This window comes from Streptomyces sp. NPDC107517, assembly GCF_055582645.1.
Genome location: NZ_JBVJPM010000057.1, coordinates 1 through 23271 on the forward strand (window position 1 = coordinate 1; position 23271 = coordinate 23271).

19 protein-coding genes and 3 pseudogenes are annotated in these 23271 nt (G+C 67.8%); 15 read left to right on the forward strand and 7 right to left on the reverse strand.

Going from position 1 to position 23271, the window contains the following annotated elements; all coding sequences use genetic code 11:
* From ACZ67T_RS44280 to ACZ67T_RS44300, 5 genes and pseudogenes are all read left to right on the forward strand, one after another.
* On the forward strand, window positions 1-1146 hold a 1146-nt coding region (locus ACZ67T_RS44280; protein ID WP_469992489.1), incomplete at its 5' end, for an ATP-binding protein.
* Window positions 1147-1159: 13 nt separating this feature from the next.
* The gene (locus tag ACZ67T_RS44285; protein WP_469992491.1) at window positions 1160-1894 is read left to right on the forward strand and encodes a 4'-phosphopantetheinyl transferase family protein; all 735 of its coding nucleotides are present in this window, start codon (window positions 1160-1162) and stop codon (window positions 1892-1894) included.
* A gap of 4 nt (window positions 1895-1898) precedes the next feature.
* Window positions 1899-2411 carry an SRPBCC family protein gene (locus ACZ67T_RS44290; protein ID WP_469992493.1) on the forward strand — a complete coding sequence of 171 codons (513 nt, stop codon included), beginning with the start codon at window positions 1899-1901 and terminating at the stop codon, window positions 2409-2411.
* A gap of 245 nt (window positions 2412-2656) precedes the next feature.
* Window positions 2657-2755 (forward strand): annotated as a pseudogene (locus ACZ67T_RS44295) (helix-turn-helix domain-containing protein); the annotation flags it as partial.
* Window positions 2756-3023: 268 nt separating this feature from the next.
* The gene (locus ACZ67T_RS44300) at window positions 3024-3857 is read left to right on the forward strand and encodes a PIG-L family deacetylase (RefSeq protein ID WP_469992494.1); all 834 of its coding nucleotides are present in this window, start codon (window positions 3024-3026) and stop codon (window positions 3855-3857) included.
* A gap of 30 nt (window positions 3858-3887) precedes the next feature.
* Here ACZ67T_RS44300 and ACZ67T_RS44305 read toward each other — a convergent pair.
* A pseudogene (locus tag ACZ67T_RS44305) lies at window positions 3888-4280 on the reverse strand (amidohydrolase family protein); the annotation flags it as partial.
* Between the two features lie 610 nt (window positions 4281-4890).
* A pseudogene (locus tag ACZ67T_RS44310) lies at window positions 4891-5913 on the reverse strand (IS701 family transposase); the annotation flags it as partial.
* Between the two features lie 56 nt (window positions 5914-5969).
* Here ACZ67T_RS44310 and ACZ67T_RS44315 point away from each other — a divergent pair.
* Window positions 5970-6095: a hypothetical protein gene (locus tag ACZ67T_RS44315; protein ID WP_469992496.1), complete on the forward strand. Its 126-nt coding sequence runs from the start codon at window positions 5970-5972 to the stop codon at window positions 6093-6095.
* A gap of 347 nt (window positions 6096-6442) precedes the next feature.
* Window positions 6443-7813, forward strand: coding sequence for a hypothetical protein (locus tag ACZ67T_RS44320; protein WP_469992498.1), 1371 nt, complete (start codon window positions 6443-6445; stop codon window positions 7811-7813).
* Between the two features lie 775 nt (window positions 7814-8588).
* Here ACZ67T_RS44320 and ACZ67T_RS44325 read toward each other — a convergent pair.
* Entirely contained in the window at window positions 8589-9785 is a 1197-nt protein-coding gene (locus tag ACZ67T_RS44325) for an endonuclease domain-containing protein (RefSeq protein ID WP_469992500.1), read from the reverse strand.
* 197 nt (window positions 9786-9982) lie between these two features.
* Entirely contained in the window at window positions 9983-11026 is a 1044-nt protein-coding gene (locus ACZ67T_RS44330; protein WP_469992502.1) for a hypothetical protein, read from the reverse strand.
* Window positions 11027-12247: 1221 nt separating this feature from the next.
* On the opposite strand from ACZ67T_RS44330, the gene ACZ67T_RS44335 reads away from it, so the two are divergent.
* Window positions 12248-14098: an acyltransferase gene (locus ACZ67T_RS44335; protein WP_469992504.1), complete on the forward strand. Its 1851-nt coding sequence runs from the start codon at window positions 12248-12250 to the stop codon at window positions 14096-14098.
* A 62-nt stretch (window positions 14099-14160) separates the two neighbouring features.
* The gene (locus tag ACZ67T_RS44340) at window positions 14161-14697 is read left to right on the forward strand and encodes a hypothetical protein (protein ID WP_469992506.1); all 537 of its coding nucleotides are present in this window, start codon (window positions 14161-14163) and stop codon (window positions 14695-14697) included.
* A gap of 72 nt (window positions 14698-14769) precedes the next feature.
* On the opposite strand, the gene ACZ67T_RS44345 is transcribed toward ACZ67T_RS44340, so the two are convergent.
* From ACZ67T_RS44345 to ACZ67T_RS44355, 3 genes are all read right to left on the reverse strand, one after another.
* On the reverse strand, window positions 14770-15096 hold the full coding sequence (locus ACZ67T_RS44345; protein WP_469992508.1) for a hypothetical protein: 327 nt from the start codon (window positions 15094-15096) through the stop codon (window positions 14770-14772).
* Between the two features lie 259 nt (window positions 15097-15355).
* Window positions 15356-15709 carry a hypothetical protein gene (locus tag ACZ67T_RS44350; protein ID WP_469992510.1) on the reverse strand — a complete coding sequence of 118 codons (354 nt, stop codon included), beginning with the start codon at window positions 15707-15709 and terminating at the stop codon, window positions 15356-15358.
* A 604-nt stretch (window positions 15710-16313) separates the two neighbouring features.
* Window positions 16314-16565 (reverse strand): hypothetical protein, encoded by a 252-nt coding sequence (locus ACZ67T_RS44355; RefSeq protein WP_469992511.1) that lies wholly within the window; start codon window positions 16563-16565, stop codon window positions 16314-16316.
* Window positions 16566-17183: 618 nt separating this feature from the next.
* Between ACZ67T_RS44355 and ACZ67T_RS44360 the strand changes: the two genes are divergently transcribed.
* The 6 genes from ACZ67T_RS44360 (at window position 17184) to ACZ67T_RS44385 (ending at window position 22463) form a co-directional block, all read left to right on the forward strand.
* The gene (locus tag ACZ67T_RS44360; RefSeq protein ID WP_469992513.1) at window positions 17184-17648 is read left to right on the forward strand and encodes a hypothetical protein; all 465 of its coding nucleotides are present in this window, start codon (window positions 17184-17186) and stop codon (window positions 17646-17648) included.
* 524 nt (window positions 17649-18172) lie between these two features.
* Window positions 18173-19660, forward strand: a complete 1488-nt coding sequence (locus ACZ67T_RS44365; RefSeq protein ID WP_469992515.1) for an RNA-directed DNA polymerase — start codon at window positions 18173-18175, stop codon at window positions 19658-19660.
* 2 nt (window positions 19661-19662) lie between these two features.
* On the forward strand, window positions 19663-20148 hold the full coding sequence (locus tag ACZ67T_RS44370; RefSeq protein WP_469992517.1) for a hypothetical protein: 486 nt from the start codon (window positions 19663-19665) through the stop codon (window positions 20146-20148).
* Window positions 20149-20581: 433 nt separating this feature from the next.
* Window positions 20582-20827, forward strand: coding sequence for a hypothetical protein (locus tag ACZ67T_RS44375; protein WP_469992519.1), 246 nt, complete (start codon window positions 20582-20584; stop codon window positions 20825-20827).
* Entirely contained in the window at window positions 20824-21399 is a 576-nt protein-coding gene (locus ACZ67T_RS44380; protein WP_469992520.1) for an RNA polymerase sigma factor, read from the forward strand. Before ACZ67T_RS44375 ends, ACZ67T_RS44380 begins: the two co-directional genes overlap by 4 nt.
* Window positions 21396-22463, forward strand: a complete 1068-nt coding sequence (locus ACZ67T_RS44385; protein WP_469992522.1) for a hypothetical protein — start codon at window positions 21396-21398, stop codon at window positions 22461-22463. The genes ACZ67T_RS44380 and ACZ67T_RS44385 overlap by 4 nt, the downstream gene beginning before the upstream one ends.
* Window positions 22464-23271 lie beyond the last annotated feature (808 nt).

The following is a 23271-nucleotide window of genomic DNA, read 5'->3' on the forward strand; positions in this document are numbered from 1 at the left end:
TGCCTGGCCGACACCCACGGCAACGTCGTCGTCGTCTCCACCCGCGACTGCTCACTGCAGCGCCGCCACCAAAAACTCGTCGAGGAAGCCCCCGCGCCGTTTTTGACGCCGGCCCAGAACGAGCAGCTCTACACCGCCTCCAAGGCCATCCTCAAGGAAGCCGGCTACGTCGGCGCCGGCACCGTCGAGTTCCTCGTCGGCCTGGACGGCACCATCTCCTTCCTCGAGGTCAACACCCGCCTCCAGGTCGAACACCCCGTCACCGAAGAGGTCGCCGGCATCGACCTCGTGCGCGAGATGTTCCGCATCGCCGACGGCGAGGCCCTCGGCTACGACGACCCCACCCTGCGCGGCCACTCCTTCGAGTTCCGCATCAACGGCGAGGACCCCGGCCGCGGCTTCCTGCCCGCCCCCGGCACGGTGACGAAGTTCGAGGCGCCCACGGGCCCGGGTGTGCGCCTGGACGCGGGCGTCGAGTCCGGCAGCGTGATCGGCCCGGCTTGGGACTCCCTGCTCGCCAAGCTGATCGTCACCGGCGCCACCCGCGAACAGGCCCTGCAGCGCGCCGCCCGCGCCCTGGCCGAGTTCGAGGTCGAAGGCATGGCCACGGCCATCCCGTTCCACCGCAAGGTGGTCACAGACCCGGCGTTCGCGCCCGAACTGACCGGCTCCGAGGACCCGTTCACCATCCACACTCGGTGGATCGAGACCGCGTTCGTCAACGACATCCCGCCGTTCGCCCCGGCCGGCGCTGGCCCCGACGCCGGGGAGCCGGATCCTCGGACGACCACCGTGGTCGAGGTCGGCGGGAGACGCATAGAGGTCTCCATCCCCCTGGCGCTCGGCAGGTCGTTCGCCCGCCCGGTGGAGAGCGGAGCACGCCGCGCAGGGCACAGAAGCGGCGCGCGCAGGAGCGGTGCCACCGTCGGCGGCGACGTCCTGGCCTCCCCGATGCAGGGCACGATCGTCAAAGTGGTGGCGCAAGAGGGCGCGACGGTAGCCGAGGGCGATCTCGTCGTAGTGTTGGAAGCGATGAAGATGGAGCAGCCCATCACTGCGCACAAAGCCGGCACGGTCGCCGAGCTGACGGCCCGGGTCGGCGCGAGTCTCACCGCCGACGCCGCCATCTGCGCCATCAGGGGATGACGTGGACGGAGCAGTGAGCACACTGATGGGGTCCCTGCTCCCCGCACATGTCGTGGCCAGGGAGTCGTTCGGGCCGTGGGCGGGCGACTGGCGCCAGGCACTCTTCCCTGCCGAGGCGCGGATCGTGGAGGCGGCAGGGGACACACGCCGCCGGGAGTTCACGGGAGTACGGATGTGTGCCCGGCAGGCGATGCGGGCCCTGCAGGTGCCCCCGGTGCCGATGCTGCCGGGGCCCCGGGGCGAGCCGGGGTGGCCACCGGGGATCGTGGGAGCGATGACGCACTGCCGGGGATACCGCGCAGCGGCGCTGTCCCGCGCAGGAGCGGGGGTGGCCGCGGTCGGCATCGACGCCGAATCGCGTGTCCGGCTCTCCGCTGATGTCCTCGACATGGTGGCGGGTACCCGAGAGCGGAGCCGGCTGGCGGCGCTCACGCGGCGGTGGCCGCACGTGTCCTGGAGCTGCCTGCTGTTCTCCGTGAAGGAGTCCGTCTTCAAGGCGTGGTATCCGCTGGCTCGCTGCGAACTCGGTTTCCTGGAGGCCGAGGTGCGCCTGTGGCCGGACCCGGGCGGCACGCACGCCGGCGGCTTCACCGCGGACCTGACGCGCCCCGGGCCGTTCAGCTCAGTGGCCGGGCGCTGGCTCCTGGCCCGGGGGGTGGCCCTCACGGCGTTGACCGTCCCCACCCGGGCGGTTCTCGAAGATCGACAATCAGTACGGCCGACCGGCCTCGTTGTGAAAGAAGGTTGAAGCGATGCGTCTTGCCGATGGTCCCCGCGTGGAGTGCGAGATCGAGATCGACGCCACGCCCGAGCGGGTGTGGGCGCTGGTGTCCGACATCGGTACGTCGGTGCGCCACAGCCCCGAATTGCACGAGGTGGAGTGGCTCGAAGGCGCCGAGGGGCCGGCCGTCGGTGCCTACTTCGTCGGCCGCAACCGCAACGCGGGCCTGGGGGAGTGGCAGACCGTCAGTCGCATCGTGTGTATGGATACGGCCCGCACCTTCCAGTGGGAGGTCGTCTACTACGAGGACCGGCACCACGGTGTCCCGCTGGCCACCTGGACGTACCACCTGGAGCCGGTCGGCGACGGTACCGCCACCCGTCTGCGGCACGGCATGCGACTTGGCGACGCCCCCGGCCCGCTGCAGAAGTTCGTCGCCCAGTACCCGGAGCGCGAGGAAGAGATCATCGACGGCCGCCTGGCCCGCCTGCGTGCCGGTATCGGGACGACGCTCGCCGGGGTGAAGGCCGACGCGGAGGCCTAAGGGCGCGCAGACAATCAACATGCGGGCGAGCGGCTCGCTGACCTGCAACGTCAAGTCTCAGAACCAACAAGTTAATTGTCTGCGAGCCCTAACGAGCTCGTGCATGGTTGGCGGTAGCACATCGAAGGCCGCGGATCGGCTGTTGTGTTCACGTTCGCGTACTGCTGGCCATGGTTGCGTCCTGTTGGTGGGAGAGCAGTCCGGCGACTGCTTGGATGATGTCACTCATGCGCTCACGGCGGCCGTGGTGGCGGGCGAACTTGATGATGCGCCAACTTGATCCGCTGTTCGGTGTCTCCAAGTCCGCGGCCGACCGGATCATCGACCACCTCGGGCCCCGCACCCGCGCTCCAGCCCCGCGACGGCGGCTGTCCCGGCACCGGACTTGTCATGTAAGGAAGGCCGAGCGGCCGCGCCGAGAACAGCCGGCGGCCCGCACTGTTTCGACGGGGGGCCAGCGTCCCGCGATGGTCATCGTCTTGGCGACGGCGGCCTTGGTGGGGGCACGGGTGGGAACGAGGTCATCCGCCCCGACGGGATCCGGGCCCCCGGGATCGGGGAACGCCCGCCGCGGACTCGGACCGAGATGTATTTCTTCAGGAGGACTGTTTCATGACTGACCGGCCTTTGACGCTGATGGCAGTGCATGCCCACCCCGACGACGAGGCCACCGGAACCGGAGGGGTCCTCGCGCGGTACGCGGCGGAAGGCATCCGCACGGTTCTCGTGACGTGTACCGACGGCGGTTGCGGCGACGGGCCGGGGGGTGCCAAGCCGGACAGTCCCGGGCACGATCCGGCGGCTGTTGCCTTGATGCGCCGTCAAGAACTCGAGGCGAGCTGTGAGGTGCTGAAGGTCGGCGATCTGGAGATGCTGGACTATGCCGACTCCGGGATGATGGGCTGGCCGAGCAACGACGCCCCCGGATCCTTCTGGCAGACCCCCGTTGAGGAAGGCGCCGCTCGGCTTGCGGAACTCATGCGCCGCTACCGGCCCGATGTGGTCGTCACTTACGACGAGAACGGTTTCTACGGCCACCCCGACCATATCCAGGCCCACCGGATCACGATGGCGGCGGTGGAGATGACCGAGCTGACACCGAAGGTGTACTGGACGACGATGCCCCGCTCGGGGATGCAGCGGTTCGGGGAGATCATGCGCGAGTTTCATCCGGACATGCCGGAGCCGGATCCTGCCGAGGCCGCCGCGATGGCTGAGATTGGGCTGCCCGACGATGAGATCACGACGTGGGTGGACACCACCGTTTTCAGCGGTCAGAAGTTCGATGCGCTGGCCGCGCACGCCAGTCAGGGCGAGAACATCTTCTTCCTCAAGATGGGCAGGGAGAGGTTCGGCGAGTTGATGGGCATGGAGACTTTCGTACGTGTCCAGGACGCCACCGGCGCGGCCGTACCCGAGAACGATCTCTTCGCCGGACTGCGCTGATCCGTCCGTCCGACCAGGGCGTGGGAAAGCTCATCGGCGGCACACTTGCGGAGCAGGATGCGCAGGCCCTCGTGGCTGATGTCGTCGCGCGGCATCCCCGGCACGAACTGGCGACGCAGCCGAGATCCAGGCGGCGTCCTTGCCGGGGGTGATGCTGCCGGTGCGGTTCTCGAGCCCGCAGGATGCGGCGGCGTCGACGGTAGCGAACTCGATGAGGTCGCGGGCGCGCAGGCCGCCGTCGAGGCTCTGCGGCGAGATTCCGAGGGAAAGCCCGGTGTCCCGCAGCGCATGACGCGCCCTGTAGGTCTCCGGCATGCCCGTCACGGCCACCCGCTCCGCGTTGAACCGCTCGAAGATACGGTCGTAGACCTCCAGCCGGCGGGCGGACTCCACATCGACGTCGATGTCCGGCAGCGACGTCCGCGCTCGCGTCTCGTATTGGGGCGTACAACGTGATTCAGGACCCCAACGGTAGGACGTGGGACCCGGTCGAGGACGACGCAGGCCGGGAACGTGTCCGTTTCCACGGGGAGGCCTCGAAGGAGTTCGCCCACCTCGTCGGCCGCCCGTCGCCGCGACGCTGGAAACGCGGCGAGCGGAACCCGGTGAAGGTGATGGACCTGAGTGAACTGCGCGAGGTCTACGGCGGCCGCTGCAGCGGTTCACCGCCGACGCGAGACCTACGCCGAGACCCACCTCGCCATCGCCGGACTGGTCTCCGATCGCTCCGCCCGCAGGGCAACCCGGCGCAAGCCGAGCACTGAACTGGTGCTCGCCCACATACCGCCTGCTGGTCACGCACCAGCCAAATTGCCAGGCCTGCATGCCCAGACCTCAATCGCTCCCATGGTCGTTAGTACTCCAGCCGTACTTCTCCATTACTGCTGGTCAACGGCCTGAGTGTGGGGAGTGTAGCGGGGTGGGTTTGGGTGCGGGGCGGTCCTGGCGGTCCGTCCCGCGAACGTGTGACCGCGCCGCATGTAGTGACAGTGCCGGGCGCGTGCTTGGTGGCGGCGTCTCCAGTGCGACCAGCTCACTGCATGCTCGCGCGGTGGAGGGCGGTGGTGGGGTTCAACTGCCAGCAGACGGCGGATTTCTGCCGGGGTGAGATCCACGAGCTCGGGTGTGTCGGCCGCGTCACCCCTTTTTCGCGCTCCTGGACGGCCATCGCGGCGAGGAAAACGTGCGCGAGCATGACGAGTGTGATGTGCCGGTACCAACCGACGTATCGGCGGACTTCGTACTGATCCAGGCCGCACTCGTTCTTCGCGCTCTGGAAGCACTCCTCGATCTTCCAGCGGCAGCCCGCGATGCGGGCCAGGTTGGCAATGGTGGCGTCCAGCGGCGCGCTGGCCAGGTAGTAGGCGATCTCGTCGGGCCTGGTGGTGCTGCGGCGGGCGAGCATCCAGCGTTGCCGGGTGGGTTCGTCGCCGTCGAACTCCCAGACGGCGGGCAGCCGGGCGGCGGCCCAGTCGTAGAGGCGCGGCCCCTTGGCGCCGTTGCCGCAGGACAGGCGTTGCCATGCCTCGGGTGGGGCCTGGTCGATGAGGTAGTCGATGCGTGGGCCGTGGACCTGCTGTGACTTGGGCACCGCGACGACGTAGGACAGGCCGGCGTCTTCCAGGAAGCGGCGGAAGCGGGAATCCTGCCCGTAGGCGGAATCCGCGGTGACCCAGGAGAAGACGAGCGGGGAGTGAAGGGCCCGCCCGACCATGGCCCGGGCGAGATCGTTTTTGGTGGTGAAGTCACGCTCGTCAGGGATCCGGGCCGCCCGGCAGCGATCTGGGTCGTTCGTCCAGGACTTGGGCAGGTAGAGCTCTCGGTCGACCAGGGCGTGACCGCGTGTGGTGGCATAGGCGGCGAAGACACCGATCTGGCAGTTTTCGGTCCGGCCCGCCGTTCCCGAATACTGTCGTTGCACCCCGGCCGAAGTGGTGCCCTTCTTGACGAAGCCGGTGTCATCGATAATCAACACACCTTCTGGTGCACCGAGTTGCTCTGCTGCATAGGACTGCAGCTCATTGCGGAAGAGTTCACTTAAACTCTGCCATTTCGCCGTGGTGGCAGCCGCCTTGCGACGCAGCTCCTGACTCATTGTCGGAGCGGCGCCCGTTGACCTACGGTTCCCCCCATTCCCACCCCGAGAAGACCGCCGACGTCCTGCGGCGGCACCTCACGGGCGACCAACTCGCCGTCCTGCTGACCCGCGAGTCCTTCGCAGACCAGGATCCCCGCTAACGGCAGAGACGCTCCCACGCCGCGTAGACGCCGCAGCCGGCGACGTCACCGCCGCCGTCCACCAATGGCTCGTCGAGACAGGCCGCATCCACCCAGAAGCCCACATCATCCATCTGGAAGTCCGCACCTGGCGCCCCCGATGACACAGGCCGGCGCGTCCCGGCGATCACGTGTCTCGATCAGATGGTCCTCGTTGTCAGGCAGCCGTTCGAGCGAGGGCCGGAGGCCAGTGCTGCCGCAGGCCGTAGCGTCTCACTGAGCGGTGTACATCGTGAAGCTGCGTGAGGATCCGTCCCGACCCGGCGCAACACACCGATTGTCAGTGGTGGCGTTTAGCCTCCATCCTCATGAGTCCTGCGCGCCGACCGGCCAGCGAACTTCCCTGGGATCCAGCCAAGTTGCGGCTGGTCTACAGCCATGTTCACCCCGCCGTGCCCTACGAGGACGAGGACACCCTCGAAGACTGGCACGTCTCCATCCGCGCCTACCACGACGAGGAGGAGGAATGCGATGGCGGCTGCACCGACGCCTGCCAGCAACTCATTGACAACGGCAGTGAAGTCGGCCGTCTGCGCCTGTGGCGGCTGCGCGACTACACCGGTGCGGACCGCTGGATGGTCGCGGACGCCCAGTCGGGAGACCTGGAGAGCATCGCCTCCGCCGTCCTCGACGACGACGAGTACTGCGCCGCCTTCCAGGAGGCCATCGACTGCCCGGTGGGGGATCTGCTCATCCTGGATCGTGTGTTCCTAGCCCGGCCATGGCGCGGCTTCGGGCTGGGCCCGGTCTTTGCTGCCGAGGCCGTGCGCCGTCTGTCCGGTGGCTGCTGCGCGGTCGCGGCCGAGCCCGGCATGGCCGAATGGCCCGACAACCGGGACGAGGTGAGTGATGCTTACCGCGCCACCGCCAAAGCCAAGATCGCCGCCCTGTGGGAGTCGATCGGCTTCCGCGCCTTCCGTGGCGGCGTGCAACTGCTCGACACCAGCCTGCAGGAGCCCATCGACCTGCACCGCGCACGCCGCAAGGACCTGGAGGATCTCTCCGACGCCTACCGAGCCCACCTGAAGGGTCAGCCCGTCAGCCGTGAGCCGGCCACGCCCCCGTCCGCCGCGCCGGAGGCTTCCACATCGGCCTCCGGTATCCGCCAGCCGCCGCCCGCAGCCGCAGCGGCGGAGACGAAGCACAGCGACGGACTGGCGGCCGCCGCGAGCCTGTCCGACCTCCGACGGGTGTGCGAAGGCACCGGCTGGATCCCCGAGGACCGCGCCACTGCCCTGGCCGCCGCAGCGCAGGTCACCCACGACAGCGACCTGCGCGACCTGGCCAGCCAGGTCAAACAAGTGCACTTCGGCCTGCGCGGTGCCTGGGCCTCCGCGGTAACTTTCCCCGCCACCAGCTTCGATCTGTCCCCCTTCCGCCCGTCCCGCTTCCGCGAGGAGCCCATCCCTCTGGGACCGCTGGCAGGCGTGTGGGTCTACGGTTCCAACCTCAACGGCCGCTACCAGGGCCGCTCCCACGCCGTCGGCGACGGCTGTCAGCACGGCCGCCCTCTCACCCCGCACACCGAGCGGATGACCCTGGCCAACCTCCTGAACCTCAGCAGCTTCTGGGAATGGCAAGGGCCCCGCTGCTCCTTCTGCCACGGATGGTCCGGGCAACGTCTGACTCGCGACCAGTACACCTACTACCGCACCGTGCTCGCCGATCACCGGCACTGACCACAGCAATCACACGACCGGACCCAGGCACCTGCCGGCGGCCTTGCGGGTTGCCGACATGGCGTGCCTGGCCGGTCTTCACCTGCTCGCCCGCGGTGCGTGGCCGGTTCGCCAGAGCCAGACGCCGGTCAGAGTCGGGCTGGGGCTTGGCTGCGCTGGTGCCGGGCGGGGTGGTGTCGGTGGGGTGCTTGGACTGCGCCAGGTGGCGGGTTCCGTTTTCGTTGAGGCCTACGGCGTCGATGCCGGTGCGGCGGGCCTCGACGCGGACGAAGTGGGTGAGGGCCGGGGAGAGCAAGGTCTTCCCGGCGGGGGCGCGGAGTCTGACGCGCGGCGGTCGAGGGAAGCGCAACTCCTGTGGTCCGCTGGAGTGCAGGAGGATCCGCTCGTCGAGTCAACCCTCATACGCAGCTTGGGTGATACCTCGACCTCGCGTTGAACCGCTGAGTCTGGTGGGCGTCGAGCGTGTTCGGCGGCGGCCCTGCGCGGCGCCTCGCATTTGGGATCGCTGCTGCGGCGCGCACTTACCAACATGCCTGTCGTCACGGCCGTCTGACTCCCGTCGCATGCGAGACGGTCATGACTGCACCGGCCCTCCAAGCTGTGTGACCGATCCTGTCGCCCAGGCCTGCGGCAGACTCAATTCTGAGAGCGGTTCTGGGCGAGCTCTGGGATGTGAAGGCGTGTGTGCGGGTTGGCGTCTTGGTTTTGAAGGTGAAGGAGTGCAACGTTCTGGGATGTGGTGGGCTGGCCCGCTTCACGGTGGCGGGCCGGCCCTTCACTCCGGTTCGTCTGATGTGTTCTGCAGGAAATCCTTGATGATGCGGTCCACTTCGGCGGGAGGTACGAGTTGCTCCCAGCGGGTCGGTCCGTCGGGGCAGGGGTAGCAGGTGAGGTGGATCGTTACGGATCCGTCTGGTTCGGTTCGGGCGAAGTCTTTGTGGGGTTTGCTGGTGCAGCTCTTGTGCGGGTCGGGGGTGTGGAGGTCGCGGACGAGGGTGGCGCGGTGTCGTGCGGGCAGGGTGTTCTTGCGTCGGCAGTCTGTGCAGCGCAGTAGGTGTGGTACGGCTTCGGGGTGCTGGAGGTAGTGCCATCCGCCGCCTTCGAGTGTGTTGCAGCCGGCGCAGAGGGGTCCGCGGACCTTCCCGTGTCCGGGTTCGTGGCAGTGGTCCCAGTAGTAGGCGCGCCGTGGCTGGGTGCACAGGCAGCACAGGTAGGCGTCGGCTCGGGTTCTGGGTGACAGCGATGCGTAGAGCACGCCTGCCAGATGCCCGCTGTAGACCTGGTAGACGGCCTGGGCGCAGGCCGGGCAGAGGGTGACGAACCCGCTCGAGGTCGAGCTGCGCGGCCAGTCCCCGTGTGCACCGCACCGTGTGCATGCCGCTGCGTTCACTGTGAGATCCGAGGCGGTGGTCTCGGCGCGTGTGAGCATGGCCGCATAGGCGTCAGGGAGCAGCCAGTTCGTGCCTGACCAGGACAGCAGAGGGAAGGGGCGGGTGCCGGCCAGCGCCGGTGGACGAGGGCGTGCCAGGAGGGCTTCGAGGAGTAAGGGGTCCGTCAGGTCCTCGACCGCGGTGCGTTCATTGAGGGGCTTGCGGCACACGAAGTCGCTGCAACCGCAGCTGTGGTTGTGCTGGTGCAGATCTTGCGCTTGCTCGATCCAGTCCAGCAGTCGGGCCCGCCAGTCGTGCAGCAGACTCGCCTCCCGCCGTCGTTGCCGGGGCAGGGCGAGGGGCACGGTGCGCTCCGGACGGAGATCGAGCTGGGCCAGCGCATGGGCGGCGCGCCGGATGTCGCGGTCGTCGACCCGCCACGCGCCTTTGTGTTTGTAGCCGCGCACGGCTACCTCGCCGATCATGACGTGGTTGTTCTCCTGGAACCAGTAACGCGACAGGCCCTCGCACGCGGCGGGGACGGCACTGCTGCCGGTGAGGTCGGCGAGTATCTGCTGGGCTGTTGCGGGGGAAATCAGCATGGCTGAGGGGCCTTTCTTTCGTAGGGCGGGGCCGATGCGTCATCGGATCCGATGGCTGTCGAAGACAGCACGGCGTCGGCACCGGGCCGGTGGTGCGGTGGGGGCGGAGGGAAGCGTCAGCCCGGCGGCCAGCCGTGTGCTGGTCAGCAGTGCTGCCCGGGCCGGCGCCGGTCCGCCTGCCTGTGCGAGTGGGTGGGTCAGTCGAAGAGGGCGTCCTGGACGGGGTGTTGATGGCGTGGCCGGGGGAGCGGGGCCCGCGGTGGTGGCGGGCAGGGGTCGGCGGGTGTGGTGTCCCGGGCCGTGTTGGCCACAGCCGTGCCGGTCAGGGCCTGGTGGCAGGCAGCCCTCAGGTCGGGCAGGCGCAGGCGCGCCCCGAGCAATCGCAGGAACTCGTCGATGTCCCAGTCGATGAGGGCGCCTTGCCGGGAGAGGTAGAGGCCGGTGCGGCGGATGCGGTAGGTGTCGTGGTAGTCGAGCAGGAGGTAGCCGGCGAGCTGATACAGCGCGGCGCGCCCCAGTCGCTCGGGCCGGATGGTGGCCTTGCAGTCGATGAGGCAGCCGCCCAGGATGAAGTCCGCGTCCGCGCCACCCACGTGCCCGCTGCCCTCGAAGACGGGACCGCAGATCCGCTGCCCGGCGGGCAGTTCCCGCAGGGCGGGGAACGGGCCGGGGTCCGCGGCCGGCATCATCTGGCGCCGGACATCGTCCACCACGGTGGCGGGCACGGCTGCCAGCAGGTCCTCGAGGCCGGCATCGGGCGCGCACCGGCCCAGGCTGTTGCCGCGCACGAAACCGCCCAGCCGGTAGATCGTTTCGAAGCCGGACGCGACGTGGCACAGCCGGACCAGCCGGTCCTCCGCCTCCCCGGCCAACGCCAGCGGCACACCTTCGCGCTTCTCGTAGTCGCGTAGTTCGGCCAGCAGGTCGTGGCCGGCTTCCTGGACGGCGAGGGTCACCTCCCGACTCGGCCAGCCGTTGTCGTCGATGCGGGCCAGATCGACACCGCAGGCGATGGGCCCGCCGGTGGGCGCGCCCAGGCTGATGCGCAGCCGGTGGTCGATGGTGTGGCCGATGAGAGCGTAGTCCGGGCGCACGCCTTCGGATTCCGGTGTGACGGGGGCTGGAAAGAGGGCCAGCCGCCTGCGTAAGTCGGGTAACAGCCCCTGGGGCCGCGGCAGATGGTCGGCGAGGAAGCGGGACAGGGGCGAGGCGGGATCCGCGAGCGAGGACGTCAGACTCATAGCCCCGCATCCTTGCGGCCGGGTCTGACAGCCGGCAGCGCCCACAAGAGCGATCTTCCTGCGCAGGCAATGATCAGGCCACCGCAGCCAGGCCGAACACAAGCATCCCCGGTCTTTGGCGTGCTGCTCAGCGGCCCAGGGCTGTGCCCGGCGCGCATAAAGACAGTGGAATTGCGACAAAGTGAGGAGCCGGACTGCCGACGGTTTGCCGGTCTCTGTTGCCAGTACGCCGACTGGCAACTGGACAGACCCGTGACGAGGACACAGGGCCCCGCCTCGGTGTGAAACCGCTCGCGCGACCGGGCCATCGCCCGCTGCCACGGTCCACACCCTGCCGACAACATTGCGTCCACAACCCGTGGAGCCCACGGCGACCTGCTGCAATGCACCAGCACTGCGACCAGCCGATCGCCATCCTCCTCCTGGCCCTCCGAGAACTGCCTGACCCTCGACCGCCAGCCGCCGCGTCCCCGGCCTAACCCGGACACGAAGGCCCCCTGCCCCCACCTGGCGCAGGCAGCGGGCCGGAATCGGCTGCTCGCCTGGAAGCCGAGATGCCAAGACGTGAGCATGGTGTTCTGGCGCTGCGAAGCTGTCCCTGTGTCGACGACGCGCCCCAGCCCGCTCTGGTCGAGGCCCGGTTCAAAGACGCCCACCACCACCAGTGGAGCGTCGGCCCGCCCGGTGAGGGACGTGGGGTGGCGCTTCGTGCCGTCGGTAAAGTGTTGCCGAGCTGGAGCAGGCGGGCAACGGGCGTACCGCCGTCGCCCGCCTGCGGGTTGCGGGGCGTACACGCCCCTTTCGCAGGGCTGGTGGGCCGCAGTGCGGCATGTATCGGACGGCAGGCGTAGCGCTTACGCGCTGCACCGGCCTGGTCGCGTGCCGGACGGCCGCTCCGCGCACTCGCGCGTTGAGGAGTGGGTGGGACGCCGAGGAGGTGTCTGGGTGTGCCTGGTCGCTGTGTGTGCCGGGGTCTGGGGGTCGGTGCCTGTCGCGTCTGACTCGACCCGGCAGGCAGCCCGGCCTTTGCTGCGCGTCGTGCGACGGCATCTTGGTGCACCTGACCACCCGTGCCGCCGGAGATGTCCAGTTGTCACAGCTTGCCCCCACCAGGGCCATTCACTGGGCTCTTATGAACTAACCCGCCTCTGAGGCGAATCAAGGAGCGAGAAGCAGCATCTTCTATGCGGTTTCAGTATCGAACTTGCTAGTGTGTCATACATGTCGCTTGGTACTGAAGAACTGTTGAGGCTCACGGTGTCGGCGCTGATGAGTCGGGTGGGTGAGCGGCAGGGGGATCTTGCGGTTGCGTTGGGCCAGGCTCAGGCGCAGGTGTCGCGTAAGCAGTCGGGTAAGCAGCACTGGACTCTGGATGATGTGGACCGGCTGGCGGCGCATTACGGGCTGGGGGTGCTGGATCTGCTGGCCGGCCCGACGCACGCAGTGACAGCCCTTGCCGCGGACCGCGACGGTGGTGCCGCGCAGGCCTCGCTCCTGCTTGCTGCGTCCCCCGCAGCGCTCACGCGGAGCCCTGCGCTGGTGCCGCGCAATGAGGCTTTGGGCGGGCCGTGTGTGTTGTGCGGTGAGCCTGCCACGGAGGCGGTGGAGGGCGTGTGGCAGCACCTGACGAGCGAGGAGTGCGCCGAGGCCCTGGACGCGGCTGCGCCGCTAGCGCCGCTGGCCGACTGCGCTGAAGATGCGGACCAAGAGGAGGAGTTCACGTCCGCCGGCTCGGGGGAGTCAGTCCTGCCGGGCCTTGAGGAACCTCAACAGGGCTCCGTAGAAGCCGACGTGGACTTCGTCGCGCCCATGGGGGCGGGGGAGTCTGCGGTGCCGTACCCCGGCGATCCGCAGCCCGAGCCCGAGCCCGAGCCCGAGCCCGAGCCCGAGGCTGCGGATGTCGGCTCGGACGTCGTCGCGGCCTCGGCTGCACCTGCGGCGCGTGAGTCCGTTCGGCAGGTGCCCGCGCCGGAGCCTGACTCGGCCGTGGCGCCCGTGGAGCCTGCCGTGCCGGCGTCCGTACCTGTGCCGGAGGGGGAGCCCGCTCCGGCCGTCGTCGGGGAACCGGCTCTGGTTGCTGCGGAGGCTTCGCGGCCGGCGGTGAGTCGGGCACCCGGCTACGCCTCGGGGACGCTGGTCGACCAGATCCACGCCCGTGTGCGGGATGTCCTGAGTGAGCATCAGGGCGACGTCGAGACGGCGCAGGCGGAGCTCATCAAGCGTGCGATCCCGGACGTGATGGCGTTGTTCGAGCGCTCCCGGGTCGGCGGACGCTACGCGCACTCCAAGTTCCCGCCGACCGATGACATTCTGCGGAAGAAGTCGCAGAAGGGTGCGGATGAAATCTGGGAGGGCCGTCCGAAGTGGCGGAACAAGGCGGCTTTTGATCTGGCCAGGAAGGGCCAGGACATCGAGGTGACTGCCCTGGACATGAATGCGGCCTACCTGTCCGCGTTCAAGTGCTGGCTCCCGGTCGGGAAACTTCTTGAAGACACGACGGGCGTGCACGAGCCGAAGCGGTCCGGTGTCTACCAGATCACCCCGGCCGAGTGGACACACACCAACCTGCCCAACCCGCTGGGGAACCGGCAGGAGCCGGGTCCGCTGTGGGTTCCTGACTCCCTGTTGCGTCTCCTGCTCGACTGCGCGCAGTGGGGCCTGTGTGAGACGCCCGTCATCCACCGGGCCCTGTTGTCCGGCGGTACGGAAAGTCTGCTCGAAAAACTGCGCCGCGCTCTGGCGGAATCACGGAAAACGGCTATTGCGGAAAGTGGCGAAGTCGCCGTGGAGTACGTGAAATCCATGTATTCTAAGTTCGTGTCCACGATCGGTGAATCCAGCGCCAACACGGATATTCGCCGTCCGGACTGGATGCACATCATCCGTGCCAAGGCTTTCACGAACCTGTGGCGCAAAGCCTATAAGGCGCACACGGCGGGGTTGACGGTGGTGGAAATCTCCGGAACGGACGAACTTCACGTTGCGGGCGACTGGCGTCCGGTGTTCCCTCAGGGTCGCGACCTGAACCAGGTCAAGGAAAAGAAGCTCTACACGCTCGGGGGTAAGCACTAATGGCCGGGTCGCCAGACTTGTGGGCACGCTGGGGCGACTGGAAGAAATTCGATACGCGCGGGATGAAGGGCGGAGAGGCCCTGATCCTGGAACTCAACCGCATCGTCTACGAGTCCGGCTTTTCCTCACCCATCACCTCAACGCGCGGCCAGAACGCCCGGCTGCGCTACCTCGACAGCAAGGCCGGCCGCGCCGAGCTGAGCGCCCAGGGCGTCACCGACCGCGCCATGCGCTCCTGGTTCAGCGGCAAGTCCCGTCCCTCCAAAGCCAACTTGGAACGCCTCGACAGCGCGTACTGGGTCCGCCGCCGGGAGAACCTGATCCGCTCCGGCTCGCTCAAGCGCCACCTCCACAACGACGGCCAAGGCCGCCGCATGGAGATCTACCCCGTCGACCAGAGCGCCGTCACGCCCAGCCGCGCCCGGACGAACATCACCGAACGCTCGATCACGGTCCGCTACGTGTGGGCCGACATGGTCGATGCCTGGGCCGACCAGGACGCCAACCTGATGGACGAAATCTGGGACGACGTCATCACCGACCTCGACAGCGACTACGCCGCCTACGCGTATGTGTCCTCCGTCGGCATCGGCGCCTGATCCGTTGTGGGATCTCAAGTGATCGCGCCCCGAGCGATCACGGGCAGCGCAGCACCTCGAGGGTCCTTGGGGCTACTGGTGCGATGCGCGCCTGGTTCTGGTCGGCTCTGCAGTGTCTGCCTCGAATGCGGTGAGGATGAGCCGTCCCTCGACTCCGGTTTCGACGACCTTCACCAGCAGCGTGCTCGTGTCGTCGAAGCGCAGGGTGAAGTGCGGATCGAGTTGCATCAGGAAGTCGAAGCCTTCCCTGTCCTCCGCGGCCAAGGGCGATTCGAGGCTCGCCTCGGACATCCAGGTGTCTCCGCCGGTACGGACCGCGACCTGCACACCAAACCTGCCCAGACACGTCGATCGATTGGCCCACCACTCAAGCGTCGCGGTGCCCTCATAGCTGTCCATGGTTCAAGTATCGCGAGCGAGTAGGCAGCCGCGTATCAGCGGTGCTGAATCTGAGGTCAGAAGATCGTGTTACGAGCTCTTATGAAGCAGGCCATGAGACACCGCAGGTCAGCACCCTGCCCGTCCGGAGCGGCCTCAGTGAACCTGGCAAAGATGCACCGGGAGCTGAGACGACCGCAGATGAAGGACGCCGGCCGCGATCGACGGCAGTCGCAGGGACATCATGGGGGAGGCCCTTTCGGTGGCGGAGCCGGTCGGGTCAGGACGACAGCGTGACCAGCCGGGTGTGGTCCTGTGCGTCGACGCACGCCTGGTAGGGGTTGGGGTCGCCCGGCCGCTCCTGGCACTGCCACGTGATGCCCGCCCTGCGGACCTGGACGGGTTTGGCCGCCGCGCCGTGCCAGGCATTGATGTAGGCGGCCGCCGCCTGCAGCGCGGCGGTGCAGGACACGTTCCTGGTCGCCGACACCGCGAGCCCGGTGGCCCCATCTGTCCCGCAGTAGGCGGCCTTGGGGGCCGTGCCGGAATCGGCGAACGACGGGGCCGGAGCGGCGAGGCAGTAGACGGCGGCGCCCAAGAGGACCGCAATCCTTCTCATCCTGATCGAGTGCACGTCGATACCTCCTCATTCCGAGTCTCTGGGTTGCTTGGGCTGTGTGCTGTCTGGAGCCGAGTACCTGGTCGTGCTCCGCGCAACCGTCTCACTGCGTACCGGCATCCTGGGTGACCGCGGTGACCGCGGTGACCGCGGTGACCGCGGTGACCGCGTCGCCCGTGGGGGCGGGGATCGGGTTGGCTTTGTTCATGAGAATGGACAGCAGATGTTCACTACTCCGGAAGGCGGCAGGCGCACCGAAGGATTCGAACAGTGCGTGAGTCGAACTCGATCTCCGACGACCACAACGGCGCAGTTCGAGATCATGCCGGTTTGACTCAGGAGGGCTGAGTCGGCGAGAGCTGCCACCGGCCCGAGTGGCCGGGCGGCAGTCCCATGCCGCGCCGGATCGCCGTGTAGTACTTCTCCCGAGCCATGCGCTGCTTCTCGATCTGGGCCAACCATGTGTCAGCGGTACAGCCAGGAGCTCGCAGAAGGTCGGCAACCTCCATTACGGTGACCGCCCACCTGTGCGCAGCCTCTACAACGTCCGGAGAGCCGAGCATCAGCAGCCCTTCTCCGGCTGCGGACCGGGAGTCTGCGGCGTCGAGCAGCAGGGGAGCTACCTCTGCGGACGGCAGGGGTGCGGATAACCGTCGTGGCCGAGATGTGCTGCGACGCGACGGTGAAGAGTGACGGTCTTCTTCAGCGTCAGCGCGTAGTCGGCGTAGGCCGCCAGCTGCTGCTCCTGCCGTCGGGCTGCGTGCTCCCGACGGAACCTCGCCCGATCGCCACGCATGACCACTACGTACGAGCCGAAGGCTCCGACCATCACCCCGAGCAGGGCGGGGAGTTGCTTTATGAAGTCTGACATCAACGCATGCTATTGCTCCACAGACGTGAAGGCGGCAGCCGTCCCGCCTCTTGCTCCGTGCTCCTGACTGACGAGCAGGCAGAAACACCCGCCATTGCAAAAAATCGAACAGAGTCTGGCCGTACTGCCTCCCGGAGTGCTGGACATCTGCTGTCCATTCTCATGAACAAAGCCAGGGCCCACTGAGCCTGCCGAGCCGCGGGTGACACCGAGCTCGGTGGTTCGTTGATTCCACATGCCTGTACTGCCGTCACCGGAAGAGATCGCTGCCCGGCCCCGCCCAAGCCTTCCCGTCCTCCGCGGGTGGCCTCACCGCCGCTGCCACCGCAGCGCGGCCGGGGGCAGTACTGGCCAATTGGCTCCGACGCCGCAAGAAGCGCCGGGACTGAGCCGCCCGCCCCCCGAACCCCACCACCCACAACGCCACAGGGCCCGGTACGCAATGCGTACCGGGCGTCGTCGACCCGGCACGCTCCATCGAAGCTCTCGGCGAAGCACTCGATGCCCTCGGCTCCGCTGACCGGAGCCCCAACCCCGACTACGCAGCGTCGGGGGATCACGACGAAGCCGGTTGTGTCCTTGGGGCGGGCGACTGAAACGAGCGGATACGGTTCCCCCATGACGAAAACTGCCCGGACCGCGAAGCGTATGGGAGCCCTCGTCGCGGCAGCCGCCGTGACCGCGCTCGTCTTCCCCGCCCAGGCCCACGCCGCTGCCGTCGCCTGCGGCGGCGGGGTCTCGACGCAGAACATCGGCGCCCGGGGCTGTATTTCCGCCGAACGCTGGAAAAACGGGGGGATCTTCTGGCGCGACATCACCGCCCACGCCCTCATCACCAACTCCCGCTCCCACGCCTCATGGGTCGAGTACGAGGCGTACCTCCAGGCGGGCAGCGGCGACTGGGTGAAAATGGGCAGTGGCCGGACCATCGTGGAGCGGCGTTCCACGGTCGGCCCGATCGCCATTGCCTCCAAGTCCCGCGTCTGTGACACGGTCAAAGCCACGATCCGCGTCCACGTGAGGCCGGCGGGGGGCGCCTGGTCGAACTGGTCCAGCGCGGCGACCTCGCAGTGCCAGACCTGACGCTGCCAGACCTCGCACACCGCAGCGCCCCCGCCTCCGCTACCAGGAGGACGGGGGCTCTCGTGTTTTCTGCGGCAGGCACGGGCGGTGCTCCCCGATCACCCAGGCGAGGCGTTCGTATGACTGATGGCAGACAAGCTCTCGCCACGCGGCAGGCCGGGGCTCTGATGGCGGGAAGCACAGGTTCCCTGGCCGTGACTGTGCATGCACAACTCACGACCAGAGCGCCGGGCTTCAGGTCTGCCGCATAGCGGCAGGTCTCGCCGTGACGATGGCCGTGGGCCCGTTGCGGTGCTTGGCCACGATGAGGTCGGCCTCGCCAGGGCTACGAGATTCGGAAAGGCGGGGGAGCAGGCCGCATGGTGCTGCCGTGGTGCACGGCCATCCCGGCGAGCTCGTCCTCGAGGGTCACGCGGAACGGCGGAATTCTTGCTGGCTCCCACAACTAACCCCGGCCGCAGGGATGTTCAAGCCCCGCACGGATATTCTCCTGCGGGGTGTTTCATGTGCGGAGGGGGGGCCGTGTGAATCTGGCAGACCGGCTGAGCAAGGCCAAAGACCTGCTCATCGATGACGAGCCTTTCGCGGAACTTCCCGACGTCATCGGCTACCAGGACATCGTCCACCAGTGGGACCGCGGATACCGCGCGACGCTGGAACGCCTGATCCGCTCCGGCGACACCGGCCCCAGGGGGGCCCAGATCCACGATTTCCCCAAGAACGAGACCGCCGTCAGGCCGCTCGCTCACTTCGACCCGCGTGACCGGATCATCTACGAGGCCATGGTCTACCGCATCGCTCCCCGGATCGACCGACAGCTTCACCCCTACGTTTACGGCAACAAGTGGTGGCACCGCTTAGCCCGGCCCGTACCGTGGTCGGCCTGCTGGCGAAGGATGAAGGAGCGCACCCGCAATACCCTGCGCCGCAATCCCGCGCTGCACATCGCGCACACCGACGTCTCCGCCTTCTACGAGCACATCGACATCGGATCCCTCGTTGAGAGCCTGTACGACTTGGACGGCGACGAGAGTCCGGGCGAGGATCTGGCAGCCTTCTTGAACCGCTTCCAGTCCATCACCGACGCCCGCGGACTGCCCCAGGGACCGGACGCCTCCGGCATCCTCGCGAACCTGGTCCTGATGCCGATAGACGCGTTCCTAGCTCGGGAGAAGTTCCCGTTCGGGCGCTACTCGGACGACATCCGCATCTTCCACCGGGACCGAACGGCCCTGCGTGATGTGCTCATAGAGATCACCCGGCTTCTGCGCGGATTAGGCCTGACCATCGCCGGGTCCAAGACTCGGATCCTGGACCCGGAAGCGGGCCTGGCCGAAGAACTCGACACCCGCTACAGCTCTCTGAAATACGCGGTCAAGAACGGAATCCCCGGATCACGGGACAAGATCAGGAAAGAGTTCGAGTCCCTGGACAAGGAAGGCACGTTCAGCGGCACGAAGACCCGGTTCGTCCTGAACCGCATGAGCGAGCTCGACGACGACTACGCCGTCAGTTGGTGTCTGGAAAGCCTGGAGCGCACGCCCCATGCCGTCACCGAGGTCTTCCGCTACCTCGCCACTACCGGCCGTTCGCGGGAGCGCGAGATCACCGGCCGTCTGGCACGGTTCATCGACCAGGGGGCCAGCGCCTCGTTCCCGTTCACCGAACAGCGCATCCTGCGCTACTTCCTGAGCACCCAGGACAGCGCGGCGAAGACGAAAGAGGCCGCGTGGATGGTCCTGGAAGACCGCAACCGCCAGGACTACTCACGCGAGGTCGCCGCCCGCTGCGCCGGGCGGCACGCCTCCCTCGCCGAGTCCCGTATCCTCCGCAACCGTTTCGAGCGCGAGCAGATACCCGCCGTGCGGAGGGCGCTACTCGTGGGCCTGTACGAGTCCGGGCATCTGACGAGCGACTACCTCAGCGAGGTCAAGGACGCCTACGCGCATCTTCGGTGGACCTGCACATTCCTGGCCACCGAACCCGACATAGCCCTCCCGAAGATCGGATGATCATGCTCCAGCCGTCCCAGCAGATCGACACCGTGCGCGCCGAACTGGAGCGCATCAAGGGCAACTGCCTCTACACCGCACAGGGCTACTTCGAGGCCGCGAAGAACGCCGAACTGTGGGGGCGGCTGATGGTCTTCATCCCGGCCTGCATCACTGCCGTGGCCGGACTGCTCGACGCCATCGGCATCAAGGGGCCATTCAGCGCGGTCGCGGCCGTTGCCGGCTCCGTCGCCGCCACCGCCTCATTCCTCGGTTCCCAGAAGAACGCCGCGGATTACCTGTCCTCCGCGCGGGCCTACACCGCGCTCAAGCACCGGGTGGAATCCGAACTCGGCCTTTTGACGCCCGACGCCGACCCTGCGGACTTGTCTGCCAGGGCGCGGGAGCTGAACGCCGACTACATCAGGATCACCGCCAACGACATCCCGATGCCGAACCGGTTCTTCGACCAGGCCAGCAAGCGGATAGAGCTGGGCGCCGCTGAGTAACTCCGACGCCACCTCCGCCCGCCGCAGGCCTGCACCGATCATCCGGTGCGGGCCTGCGGTGCTCTCACGTGGATCAGGGCTTGGAGGGGATATCGCCGCACCCGGTCGGGGCGGTCGGCCGACTTCGATGCGGCAACTGGCACCGCTGTTGGGTGTGTCGAAGTCGGCGGCCGAATGGGACATCGGCCACCTTGGGCCGAAGCTCCATCACGATGGAACGGTCGTAGCCGCGATCAGCCGGCCCCGCGGCGCACCCTCGGAGCCGGCGGCCGAGCCGACGGTCCTCCGCCTGAGTGGCGCCGTGAGATTCCAGTACGAGCTGACATTTTCCGGCCAGTTCGGCCCGCGAGTTCACGATCATGATCTTCTCGCCCCCTTAGCTCCTGCCCGGCCTCAAGGACGGGTCCGTAGTCCGAGTAAGAGGGGATCTCTGATGGACCCGACCACGGCCGTCATCGTCTCGACCGTTATCGCCAAGGTCTGCGCGCTGTTGGCACTCTGGATCCGCCTGCGCGGGCGGGCGCGCCGTGAACAGCAGCGGCAGCAGTACCTTCTTCAGGTCACCGAGGTGGTGGCCCTGGACGGCCAGGTGGAGCTCGATGACCGGGACGGCGACGGCCATCGCCTGCACGTGAAGATCACCCGCACTCCGGTTGTAGGGGAGGACCAGGCAGCGTGAGCAACCATGACCCGGCGGACAGCGTTGACCGACCTGCAGTTGCGCCCGGACCTCCCGGACCTCCCGGCCAACGCCACCGCGTCCGGCAGCAGACGGACACGGAGTTCTCCGCCTTCTACCGCGAGAACATCCGCCCTCTGACCGGGTTCCTGATCAACCACGGCGCCGGCGTTCAGATGGCCGCGGACGTCGCCCAGGAGGTCATGACCGACGCGTACCGGAACTGGGAGGGCATCATCCATCCCAAGGCCTGGGTCCACAAAGCCGCCTCACGCGCTCTCGTACGTAACGTCGCCTCCGTCGAAGAACCTGTCGACGACGTACCCGAACCCACCTCCCTGGTGCCCCGTCCCGACGCCATCGCGGAATGGGAAGCCCAGCACGACGCGCTGCCCCTGTTACGCAGCCTGCCGATGAAGCAGCGCCAGGCCATGGCCTGGACACTGGCAGGCTTCACTCCCACCGACATCGCCGACCACCTCGGCCTGCCGGCCGACAACGTACGCGCCAACCTGAAAAAGGCCCGCCGCGCCGCAGCCGTCTACCTCAAGGCACGGGAGGAGGCACAGTGACCCGCCGCCCCAAGCCCAACGACTACGACCCGGCCGCGCATCACTGGCTCACCCAGCACCAGCACGCCCTGACCCACGCTCTCGACGACCTCCTGGACACCGAAGCGGGCCTGCGCGAAATCCTCCTCCACTCCCACCACGACACCGCCACAGACAACCTCGACACCGTCCTCGACACCGAAGCAGGCCTCGCCGCCATCCTCCCCACCCCCCAGACCTCACTGCCCGACACACTCGACACACCCGACACACCGCACCACCACACCGACACGCCGGACCTCAGCCCCGCAGAACGCATGACCCTGCGCAACAACCCCGACGTCAAAACAGCCAGCCAAGACCTCGACGTCGCCCGCGTCCGCAACCCCGCCCTCGACCGCGCCGGCGCCTGCGACCTCGTCCTCGATCTCGCCCGTGGCCTCGCCGACGCCATGGTCCGCGACCGCGACCCCGCCCTCGTCTTCGACGTCGTCTTCGACGTCGCCCACGGCCTCGCCTATGCCCTTGGTCTTGACCGCGACCGCGACCCCGCCGCCCGCGACCGTGCCCTCGACCTCGTCCGTGCCCTCGACCGTGCCCGCGACCTCGTCCATGCCCTCGACCGCGTCGGCGGCCTCGTCCGCACCCTCGACCACCGTGCTTTTGCCCTCGCCCGCGACCGTGCCCGCGACCTTGTCCGTGCCCTCGCCCTCGCCTGCGACCTTGACCGTGCCTCCGACTTCGTCCGTACCTGCGACCTCGACCTCGGCCTCATCGTCGAGATTCGTACCGCCGAGGTTGGCCGGGCCATTGGTCTGGCACTCGGTCGGGAGCCCCTCATGGTCGACAAGGACTCGCTACCTGCGCTCCTGGACGACTTCACCACCACCGACCTGAGCAACGTCGACCTGACCGTTATCGACCTCAGCGGTGTCCGCTGGTCCGAACACACCACGCAGTGGCCGCCGGCCATTGACATCGAAGACCTGAAGGCCCGCTCGGACAAAGCCCCGCCCGGCAGCGGCAGCGGCATCTGGATCGTCCGGTCCGGCACCGCCACCGCCTGCGACCTCGCCGAACGGTGAGACGTATATCGGAAGCTCACGGCGCCCGGGGCAGGGAGGTCACGGACGTCTCGTGCCCGTTGGGACGCCGCCAGGATGGCTTCCTCCCCAGAAATAGGGGCCGCGGGCTCTGGATCGGCCCGCGCGGCGCTGGACAAAGTGTTGGGCGGCTGCCTCAATTTCGTGGGCCGCCTGCCGTGCCGGAGTCGTCGCCTGACAGGTAAAGGGCTCGGCCCGCGATCGTGTTTCGAGCCTTTTGCTGTTTGTGTATGGGGTGGGTTTTGCGGGTTTGGTATAGGCCCCGCTCACGCCTTTTCTGGCCTCCTTTCTTGTTGATGCGTCTTTTCGTTTTTGGATTGTGCTGGATCAGGTTCTTGGGTGGAATTCTGCTCGATTTGAGATCGCGATCTTTCCTTGATGGTTTAGACCACTCTTAGCGAGCCTGAGAGTAGGCCTGTGGCTGTGTGTGATGGGTGGTCAGGGGTGTGGTTGGGCTTGACACCGGGTCAGTTTCAGGTGCATTCTGTAGTTGCAAGGGAGCGCGGGAGCGCGACCCGGTGACCGGAGGCCCGCAGGGCTGGAGGGAACAGACACCGGGTAATCAGCGGCCAAATAGCCTCCTGAGCAGGTAAAATGACTCCCCTTCAGGGAGCAGGGTGTAGGGGCCGGCACCACAGACGGCCTGCAGACCCGGGTCAACCGGGACCGCCCCGCAGTCACCGCAGGTGACTGCCAACCGGGATCACTTCCCCGGCCCCCGCCCAGCGGCCCGGCCCCCTTGGGAGTGACGCAGTCACTCCGCGTCATGTCTCCGCAGGAGACGGCGCGC